General features: G+C 57.9%; 7 protein-coding genes. 2 read left to right on the top strand and 5 right to left on the bottom strand.

Annotated features, from left to right (window positions below):
- Nucleotides 1–164: 164 nt before the first annotated feature.
- The 5 genes from ACR0KX_RS13065 to ACR0KX_RS13045 all read right to left on the bottom strand — a co-directional run bounded on the left by ACR0KX_RS13065 (nt 165) and on the right by ACR0KX_RS13045 (nt 7,515).
- Entirely contained in the window at nt 165–1,331 is a 1,167-nt protein-coding gene (locus ACR0KX_RS13065) for a glycosyltransferase (RefSeq protein WP_480626700.1), read from the bottom strand.
- 266 nt (nt 1,332–1,597) lie between these two features.
- Nucleotides 1,598–3,007, bottom strand: a complete 1,410-nt coding sequence (locus tag ACR0KX_RS13060) for an SGNH/GDSL hydrolase family protein (protein ID WP_480708487.1) — start codon at nt 3,005–3,007, stop codon at nt 1,598–1,600.
- Nucleotides 3,008–3,208: 201 nt separating this feature from the next.
- A complete protein-coding gene (locus tag ACR0KX_RS13055) occupies nt 3,209–5,422 on the bottom strand; it encodes an NADP-dependent isocitrate dehydrogenase (RefSeq protein WP_170622162.1) in 2,214 nt (737 codons plus the stop codon).
- Between the two features lie 231 nt (nt 5,423–5,653).
- The gene (locus ACR0KX_RS13050; RefSeq protein WP_170622163.1) at nt 5,654–6,712 is read right to left on the bottom strand and encodes a sn-glycerol-3-phosphate ABC transporter ATP-binding protein UgpC; all 1,059 of its coding nucleotides are present in this window, start codon (nt 6,710–6,712) and stop codon (nt 5,654–5,656) included.
- Nucleotides 6,709–7,515 (bottom strand): IclR family transcriptional regulator, encoded by an 807-nt coding sequence (locus ACR0KX_RS13045; protein ID WP_170453787.1) that lies wholly within the window; start codon nt 7,513–7,515, stop codon nt 6,709–6,711. Before ACR0KX_RS13045 ends, ACR0KX_RS13050 begins: the two co-directional genes overlap by 4 nt.
- A gap of 142 nt (nt 7,516–7,657) precedes the next feature.
- Between ACR0KX_RS13045 and ACR0KX_RS13040 the strand changes: the two genes are divergently transcribed.
- Nucleotides 7,658–8,917, top strand: coding sequence for an ABC transporter substrate-binding protein (locus ACR0KX_RS13040; RefSeq protein WP_170453788.1), 1,260 nt, complete (start codon nt 7,658–7,660; stop codon nt 8,915–8,917).
- A gap of 89 nt (nt 8,918–9,006) precedes the next feature.
- On the top strand, nt 9,007–9,933 hold the full coding sequence (locus tag ACR0KX_RS13035) for a carbohydrate ABC transporter permease (protein WP_170522817.1): 927 nt from the start codon (nt 9,007–9,009) through the stop codon (nt 9,931–9,933).
- Nucleotide 9,934 lies beyond the last annotated feature (1 nt).

Genomic DNA, 9,934 nt, shown 5'->3' with positions numbered 1-9,934 from the left:
GACGCGACCTTCACTTTGCGACACAACTGTATGTTCAATTCTCTCTTGAACCGTCATATTCAAACCCTTTTACCGCAATAGCGGTACACTCACTCTTAAAACTTCCGGGGCTCGAACGTGCATTTGCCGAATAACCGAGCCCGCCAGCCTGAGTTCACACAAACCTAGGCAGACTTCGACAAACCACTATTGCTCGACGCCTTAACATACATCGCCTTAAGATAGGCATCCTCGTGCAACTGTATATACCTCTCGGCAGAAAATTCCGACTTTATTCTTTCACGGGCCAGTTGGCCCAATTCCGCGCGCTTGCCCGGCCCCGCATCCAGAAGTTGCGCCACGGCCCCGGACTGAGCGTCCGGATCAGCCGGTGGAACGACAAGCCCGGAGTTGCCGACAAGAAAGCCGCTGTCACCCACATCCGTTACGACGCAGGGAACCTGGCATGCCATTGCCTCGGCCACCGCCAGTGGGAAGGCTTCGCCCCAGGCTGAAGACAGCAGAAAAATATCGAGGCCCGGCACCAGTTTTTCCACATCGGGTCGGCCTTCGAATGCGCTGACCCTGTCGCTAATGCCCAAAGCACTGGCCTCGGCCACCGCAGGGCTTGTCGTGGTGCCCTGCCCAAAGATTACCGCATGCACATCGTAGCCCGATTCAAGCAGCTTTGCCGTTGCCCTGACCATCGAAACATGATCCTTCATCGGATGGCTGCGGGCAAAATTGCCGACAAAAAACCGGTCGTCGTTTACGCCGCACAGATCCTCAAGCCGCTTGCGCGCCGCATCGTCCGGGCGAAACACATTGGTGTCGATCGCATTGGGGATAAGCGCCGAATTCGCGCCCGAGAACCCAATAGCCTCGTGCTGTTTGCGCGATACGTCCGAACAATAGGTAATCTGCCCGGCAAAGCCTGACAGTTTGGCCAGCGCGCGTATCAGAATGCGGTTTGAGCGTTTCTCGTTCTGAATGTCCTGCAAGGAATGGTGCACCGCCCAGACAAGGCCGGGTTTCGAAGTGATGCGCCCGGCAATTGCCGCCCAGGCTGCCATGCATCCGTGATACATCCATCCATGCACGACGTCCGGAGCGTGTTCCTTGACTGCGCGCCGCAGGTTCACCAGCGAGCCCGGCGTCACCTGCCCTTCCCGCAAATTCAGCGAAGTGACATTGACCCCCAAAGAGCGGATCGGCTCTGCAATAACGCCGTCACCCATCAACGAGACCACCGAATGATCGCGGGCGTCAGATCCCAACGCCGCTAAATATCTTTGCAACATAATTTGGGCACCCCCAACATTGGTGCCCGTAATCACATGAACAACTTTCATTAAAAATACCTGCTACAAATCAAACAACGGAACAATGATGTAGTTCACAAATCTAAAGAATGAGCCTGGGAAGTCTTGGATTGCCACTGGTTTGTGACGGAAAGTGCGGTTTCCAGATTATTGTTGAAGGAATAGCTTCAATCATTTCGAATCTACTTTGATCGTCAGCTTCATCTATTTGAACTTACATCGACTAGAAATTTAAAAATAATTACAAATCCTTACATCGTATGCGCGCTTCCATAAGCAGCACCGTCACCAATGACTCAGTTCATAAACCCCCTTTGCTGCAATCCTTCTGCGATGGCCCCGGCCGCCAGCGACGCCCCGGCCGGGCTGAAATGCGCGTCTGATGCGTACAAATCCTTGGGCCTGGGATGCGCTTCAAACTGATCCGTCAGGTCGATCACCGCCAGCCCAACCTCGTCGGCGGCGCTTTGAACCAAGTCTCTGAGCGGGTCGTGCAGGAAGTCTTGCGATATCAAACCACTAAAACGGTCGACCGGGGGCACGAAGACGATAACAAGCTCGCCCCCCCATTGCGCCACTATGTCCTCAGCGCGGCTGAGAATATCCTTGTACTCGGGTTGTGGCGCGACCGCCTGCGGGTAGTGAAGCCCCAACAGCTTGGCCGTTTTTTGCAAGGCAAGGAAATTTCGAACAACACGTCTGGATTGGAAATAGTGGCTCAGGGACAAGTCCATGCTTCCCCACTGTTGATCAATCTGATCTGTCAGCGTTGCAATCTGTTGATCCGATTTGGCGACAGGCCCGAAATCCACCCCGTCTTCCAGAGCTTGTGCAAGCCACGGCATTGTCAGTTCGCGGTTCAGGTTTCGCCAGTCATTGCCTGCAAAGAACACCATTATCGTCAAGTCCGGCTCAAAGGCCGGGCCATAGCGCCCCAAAACCGCCAGTTCGAACAAGGGCCCGGCGCTGCGGTGCCCCAGATTCAACAAGTTGGGGGAATAGGCGCGCAGCTGGTCCGCAAGGTGTTCACCATCTTGCAGACAGAACCCCTCAACAAACGAGTCCCCCAGCACCAACACCTCAATGTCGCCATCATAGACAGAGTCGGGATTTCGGAACCCTAACCTGTCGGGCTCATACGTGACCGGCTGGCCATCCAGCGAACACAGAAACATCTGGTTCTTGGGCTGCGGTGCCAAAACCGCCTTGCTCAACTGTTTCAGTTCCACCGCGTTATTGACGCTTTTCAACGTTGCAGCGGGCGGCAGGTTTTGCAGATACGGTGCCAGATCGACATCGTCCTTCACAATGCCGACCGATCCCAACTCGCCTTGTAGAGATTTGACGCTGATATAACCTTCGAACAGAAATAGCGTCGCCAACAAGGTGGACATGCAAATCCCGACCATCAGCCGTGTGTCGCGTCGTGTGAACACTGCAGCAAGCACCAAAATCAGGCCCAATGCAGCCGGAACCAGAACATAGCGCAGCAACCGCGCGGTGCCGGCGGCGTATTCGGCGAAGTTGACCAGCGCGTAAGCCGCCGTGGCAAAAAAGTACAAAGCCGGGATCAGACACAGAATCCGGCCTAACCGTTCGCCACGCCCAACGCTGTCCAAATGATCGCTCCCGTTCATGTAGAAACTCTGCCCTTGGCCCAGCGACCGAGGCGCATGGGCGTTAAGTCTCTGATAATCTGCACGCATTCCTGAAATGCAAGACAAGTCGTTCAAGCTTTTTCAACGGCTGCGTGAGTGTTGCCAAACTGAACCTTGAGTTGTGCTTTTTCCTTAAACCTTAATTAATTTGGAAACGAAAAACAAAGGGCAGGCCGATAAAGGCCCGCCCTTTTTGGTTTTGCTCGATCAGTGACCGGGCCGAAGCACGGTTATCCGGTCGGCTTTGGTTTAGCCTATGATCGCGTTGAGTGTTGCGCTGGGGCGCATCACCGCAGCGGTTTTTGTCGGATCGGTATGGTAGTAACCGCCCAGGTCAGCCGCTGCACCTTGCGCGCTGGCCAATTCGCTAAGGATTTGCTCCTCCTTCGCGGCCAGATCAGCCGCGACGGGTGCGAACTCTGCCGCCAATTCCGCATCATCCGACTGCGCGGACAGTGCTTCGGCCCAGTAGCGCGCGAACCAATAGTGGCTGTCACGGTTGTCCGGCTGGCCAACCTTGCGGCTGGGCGAGCGGTTATTGTCCAGAATGCCCTGCGTCGCGGCCTCGGCTGCGGCACCCAGTACACCTGCCTTGGCGTTGCCCTTGTTGTCGGCCAGGAAGTTCAGGGATTCACCCAGCGCGCAGAACTCACCCATCGAATCCCAGCGCAGGTGGTTTTCCTCAACCAGCTGCTGCACGTGTTTCGGGGCCGAACCCCCCGCGCCGGTTTCGAACAGACCGCCGCCATTCATCAGCTTGACGATGGACAGCATCTTGGCCGAGGTGCCCAGTTCCAGGATCGGGAACAGGTCGGTCAGGTAGTCGCGCAGCACGTTGCCGGTGATGGCAATCGAGTCATTGCCCGCTGTAATGGTTTCCAGCGACTGGCGGGTCGCCTCGCGCGGGGCCATGATCTGGAACTTGTCCGCTACGCCTGCAGCTTCCAGCACTGGTGTCACGTATTTAATCAGCTCGGCATCGTGGGCGCGGTTTGCGTCGAGCCAAAAAATCGCCTCGGACCCCGTCAGGCGCTGACGATCCATCGCCAGTTGAATCCAGTTCTCGATGGGGGCCTTTTTGACGGTGCAGGACCGCCAGATGTCACCCTGTTCCACCTCGTGCGAATGCAGCGTCTCGCCATTTGCCAGAACGATGCGGATGGTGCCATCAGCAGGGGCCTGGAATGTGGTCGGGTGCGAGCCATATTCTTCGGCCTTCTGCGCCATCAGGCCCACGTTGGCCACGGCTCCGGCAGTTGCTGGGTTCAACGCACCATTGGCTTTGAAGAACTTGATGGATTCATCATAAACCGGCGCATAGCAGCGGTCGGGGATCACGCAGTTGGTGTCGCCCTTGGCACCGGTCTCGTCCCAGCCCTTGCCGCCCGCGCGGATCACGGCGGGCATCGAGGCGTCGATGATCACGTCCGACGGGACGTGCAAGTTGGTGATGCCTTTGTCGCTGTCGACCATATACATGGACGGGCGGTCGCCCTTGATCGCGTCAATGGCGGCCATGATGTCGGCGTTGCCCTGAACACGCTCCAGCAGATCACCAAGGCCTGAGTTGGGGTTCACGCCCAACGCGTCCAGCTCGGCACCAAATTTTTTGAACACCGGGGCCAGCCACGCCTTGACGGCATAACCGAAGATGATCGGGTCGCTGACCTTCATCATCGTGGCCTTCATATGCAGCGAGAACATAGTGCCGTCTGTCTTGGTGTCCTCGATCGCGTCCGTCAGGAATGCGGACAGTGCCTTGACCGACATGAAGGTCGCATCGGCCACGGTGCCCTCAGCCAGCGGCCAGCCGTCTTTCAGAACGGTCACGCTGCCATCCTTGCCGACAAATTCGATCTTCGCATCGCCGGCCTGAGCCGCCTTGATGGTGGCCGACTTCTCGTTTGCGTAAAAGTCGTTGCCTGGCATGGACGACACTTTGGTTTTGCTGTCCGAGGACCACTCACCCATCGAATGCGGGTTCTTCTGGGCATAGTTCTTCACCGCCCGCGCCGCGCGGCGGTCGCTGTTGCCTTCGCGCAGAACCGGGTTCACGGCCGAGCCCTTGATCGCGTCATAGCGCGCGCGGATCGCCTTTTCCTCGTCGGTCGAGGGTTCTTCGGGGTAGTTCGGAATGTCATAGCCCTGCGATTGCAGCTCTTCGATGGCCGCCACAAGCTGGGGCACCGAGGCCGAGATGTTCGGCAGTTTGATCACATTGGCATCCGGTGTCTTCACCAACTCACCCAGAGCGGCCAAATCATCGGTGATGCGCTGCGCGTCTGTCAGGTTTTCCGGGAAGGTTGCCAGAATACGGCCTGCCAGCGAAATGTCCTTGGTGCCAACACTGACACCCGCCGCCGAGGCGAACTTGCGAATGATGGGCAGAAACGACGCGCTGGCCAATTCGGGCGCTTCGTCTACAATGGTATACAATATGTCGAAGTTCGATTTATCTGCCATATTCTTTTACCTTTTTTAAGCCTTTCGGGGCGTGCGATCCAAGAGTTGGGGCCACATCAGCGTGGCGCGGTAGGGGCAGACCAATGCTATCGCCCCTGGGTGACTCTGTTTTGACAGGGCCTCCCATAAATGAGGTTTGGATTGGAATCAATCACCCACGGACGCGCGTTTTGCCACGGGTGGCAGGATCAGGTCGCGAAGGATGTCGGATGCAAGCGACGGGCCCGCCGCTTACCGAAACCGCTGACCTGTCTCGGGATCAAACACCATCGCACGCTCGGGCTGGACCGAGATGCCGATGCGCTCGCCCGTTGTGCTGCGCTGGTCGTCGCGTTCCTCGACGATCAGTTTGTCGCCATTGGGTGTCAGCAGATAGGAGTACGACACCCCACCCAGTGCTTCGGTCAGATCAACCGTGCACGTTTCGGCAGAGCGATCGATCTGGATGTGTTCGGGGCGCATGCCCAAGGTTACCTTGGTCAGACCGGTAGGAACCGAGGCGGAAACCGGCAAAGGCTGGCTGAGGGCCGGGTGCGTGACATGGCCGTCGGCATAGTCGCAGTCCAGGAAATTCATTGCGGGCGAGCCGATGAAACCGGCAACAAAGCGGTTATCAGGATCGCGGTACAGGTCCATGGGGGCACCCACCTGCTCAATCCGGCCATCGCGCAGAACGACGATCTTGTCCGCCATGGTCATCGCCTCGACCTGATCGTGGGTTACGTAGATCATCGTCGCGCCGATTTCCTGATGCAGACGGGCGATTTCGACCCGCATTTCGACCCGCAATTCGGCGTCGAGGTTCGACAGCGGTTCGTCAAACAGAAACACCTCGGGGCCGCGCACGATTGCACGACCGATGGCAACGCGCTGACGCTGCCCGCCGGACAGGGCCTTGGGCTTGCGTTTCAGGTATTGATCCAGCTTCAGGATGTTCGAGGCGTCTTGAACCTTCTTGTCGATCTCACCCTTGGCCACGCCGTTCATGCGCAGCCCAAAGCCCATATTCTCGGCCACTGTCATATGCGGATAGAGCGCGTAGGTCTGAAACACCATTGCCACGCCGCGCTTGGCTGGGTCCATATGGGTCACTTCGCGCGCGCCGATATGGATTTGGCCTTCGGATGTTTCCTCAAGCCCAGCGATCATTCGCAGCAGCGTGGACTTGCCACAGCCCGAGGGGCCGACGAACACGCAGAATTCGCCATCTTCGATCTGCAGATCAATGCCGTGAATGACCTGAGTCTGGCCATACCGTTTGATCGCCTGGTTCAGAGTTACACCTGTCATGTCCCTTGCATCCTATCGCTATAGGCATCCCGGCGGGTTTCGGGGAACCGCCACGCCTGCGCCTCGGCCCCGATCTGTTCGGCCACGCGCCGAACCCGGGGAACCCAGGCTTCCAATTGCTCAAAATTCATTCGATCTGTTGAACCGGTCACGGAAATCGCACCCAGCATTCGCCCGCCCGAGGTCAGAATCGGGCAAGCGATACAGATAATGCCGGGCTCGTGTTCTTCGTCATCCACGGCGAAACCGCGCTGGCGGATCAGGTCTAGATCGGCCCGCAGCGCCTGCTCGGACGCAAGCGTTTTGTCCGTGAAACGGTGGTAGCTTTGCTGCGACACCGCCTTGTTCAAAGCGTCTTCATCCAGAAAGGCCATCATCGCCTTGCCGACGCCCGTGCAATAGGCCGGGCCGACCTTGCCGGCTTGCGAATACATCTCGACCGGCTGCGCCGCGTTGCGCTTGTCGACATACAGGACCTGACTGGAATCAAGCTGCGCCAGATGCACCGTCTCGCCCGTTTCCTGGCTGAGCGCATCCAGAAACGGCCGCGCAATCGGGGCCAGAGAGCTTTGGGTCCAGGCCGCATGTGCCAACCGCACCAGCCGCAAACCGGGGGTATATGTCTGTCGTTCGGGCTCATACGACAGCATGCCCTGATTGGTCAGGGTTTGCAGAAACCGATACAGTGTCGCCTTGGGAAAGGTGCTGCGGTCCAGCAATTCCGCAAACCGCACGGGGCGTCCGAACGACGCCACCTGATCCAGCACATCACATGCTTTGCCTATTGTTCCGTCACCTGCCACGGGTGCCTGTTCTCCTCCGATTGACCGCCGCCATCCTCATCAGGGTCTTGACAAGACTAGCCGAGTCGATGTGTAGTTTTCAATATATAAAACTAGGTTTCAATATTTGGAACTACAAAATGGAAGCTTAAGGGAGGAAACCATGCATTCCATGTTCAAGCGCACTGCGGCTGCTTTGGCGGCCAGTGTGGCACTTGCCGCGCCTGTTGCGGCCGAGTTGACCGGTGAACTGCGAATCTTCCTCGATACATCGAACCCGGCGCCGCGCGCGACGATGGAAGCGATGATCGAGCGGTTCGGAGAGCAGCACCCGGGGCTGGAGATCGAGACCACCGTGATCGACCGCGAAGCCTACAAGACCCAGATCCGCAACTTCCTGACGGCGGATACGCCGGATGTGGCCACCTGGTACGCGGCCAACCGGATGAAGCCTTATGTCGAGGCGGGGCTTTTCGAAGATGTGTCCGACCTGTGGGCCGAGCCTGAGATTGCTGATAATCTGGCCTCGACCAAGGGTGCGATGACCATCGACGGCAAGCAATGGGGCGTGCCCTATACCTACTACCAGTGGGGCGTTTACTATCGCAAAGACATCTTTGACGAACTGGGCCTGACCGAGCCGACCACCTGGGAAGAAGAACTGGCCAACTGCCAGAAGATCGTCGATTCCGGTCGTGCCTGCTATACCATCGGCACCAAGTTCCTGTGGACCGCCGGTGGCTGGTTCGACTACCTGAACATGCGCACTAATGGCTTCGACTTCCACAACCAGCTCGCCAATGGCGAAATCAGCTGGGAGGACGACCGGGTCAAACAGACCTTCGCCAACTGGAAGCAGCTGATCGATATGGGCGCGTTCATCGACAACCACCAGACCTATAGCTGGCAGGAAGCCCTGCCCTTCATGGTCAATGGCGAGGCCACGGCCTATCTGATGGGCAACTTTGCTGTCGCCCCGCTGCGCGAGGCTGGCCTGACCGATGACCAGCTGGACTTCTACCAGTTCGTCGCCATCAACCCCGATGTAGAGCTGGCCGAAGACGCGCCGACCGACACGTTCCACATCCCTGCCAATGCCTCGAACAAGGAAGCCGCGCGCGAATTCCTGCGCTTTGCGGTTTCTGCGGATGAGCAGACCGAGATCAACAACGGTGCAAACCTCGGGCAGCTGCCGGTGAACGCACAGTCTGCTGTGGATGATGACAAGTTCCTGCAGCAGGGCTTTACCATGCTGTCGTCGAACAGCCCGGGCGGTGTCGCCCAGTTCTGGGATCGTGACGCGCCTGCCGAAATGGCAAAGGTGTCGATGGAAGGCTTCCAGGAATTCATGGTCAAGCCGGACAATGCTGATCGTATCCTGGCCAAGCTGGAGCGCGCACGTCAGCGCATCTACGACAACTAAACGGACAGGGCCGGGCTGAAGCCCGGCCTACGCCAAACTGCAAATCTAGGGCGGGCTTCAGCCCGCCACCCCTCAGCCGGAATGCCGCCATGACCATTGCCGCAGACGCTCCAGAACAGGAAAGCTGGTTCCACCGCAACCAACAGCGCATCGCGCCGTGGCTGTTTCTGGCCCCGGGTCTGCTGTTCTTTATGGTCTATGTGATCATCCCGGTTTTCCAGTCCTTCAACCTGTCGCTTTATGAATGGGACGGGCTGGGGGCTGCGGAATATGTGGGCTTCCGCAACTACGAGGACCTTTACTGGGAATGGGTTGATCGGGATGCGTTCTATATTTCGCTGAAAAACAACCTGATCTGGCTGCTCCTTTACTTGCTGGCCATCCCGGCGGGCCTGTTCATTGCGCTGTTCCTGAACCAGACGGTCTGGGGCATCCGCCTGTATAAATCGCTGTTCTTCTTTCCGTTTGTGATTTCTCAGGTCGTCGTCGGCCTCGTTTTCACATGGTTCTATGATCCGACCTTTGGCCTGCTGAACGAGTTCCTTGGCTTCTTTGGCATGGGCCCGCTCAACGTGCTGGGCGATGAGAGGTTCGTCACCTACGGCATCATCTTCGCTGGCCTTTGGCCGCAGACTGCATATTGCATGATCCTGTACCTGACCGGCCTGAACGCCGTGGACCCCGAACAGATCGAGGCCGGACGTCTGGACGGCGCAAAGGGCGGGCGGATGCTGTGGCACATCATCCTGCCGCAACTGCGCCCGGCCACCTTTATCGCCTTCGTCGTCACCATCATCGGCGCACTGCGGTCGTTCGACCTGATTTCGATCATGACCCAAGGGGGGCCGTTCGGGTCGTCCCGCGTGCTGGCCTATTATATGTTTGAGGTCGCGCTGTCCGAATACGGCTTCCGCATGGGATACGGCGCTGCCATCGCGGTGATCCTGTTCCTGATCATGCTCTGCTTCATCGCCTACTTCCTGTGGTCGATGTATCGCGAAGAAAGGGGGCACTGAG

Source organism: Ruegeria sp. BG5 (assembly GCF_056538425.1).
The sequence above is the reverse complement of the archived record's forward strand: the minus strand, read 5'-3'. Positions and strand labels throughout refer to the sequence as shown.

Bases quoted from the DNA above. Each gene is read 5' to 3' on its own strand.
- ACR0KX_RS13065 (WP_480626700.1), bottom strand. From the start codon at position 1,331: ATGAAAGTTGTTCATGTGATTACGGGCACCAATGTTGGGGGTGCCCAA.
- ACR0KX_RS13060 (WP_480708487.1), bottom strand. From the start codon at position 3,007: ATGCGTGCAGATTATCAGAGACTTAACGCCCATGCGCCTCGGTCGCTG.
- ACR0KX_RS13055 (WP_170622162.1), bottom strand. From the start codon at position 5,422: ATGGCAGATAAATCGAACTTCGACATATTGTATACCATTGTAGACGAA.
- ACR0KX_RS13050 (WP_170622163.1), bottom strand. From the start codon at position 6,712: ATGACAGGTGTAACTCTGAACCAGGCGATCAAACGGTATGGCCAGACT.
- ACR0KX_RS13040 (WP_170453788.1), top strand. From the start codon at position 7,658: ATGCATTCCATGTTCAAGCGCACTGCGGCTGCTTTGGCGGCCAGTGTG.
- ACR0KX_RS13035 (WP_170522817.1), top strand. From the start codon at position 9,007: ATGACCATTGCCGCAGACGCTCCAGAACAGGAAAGCTGGTTCCACCGC.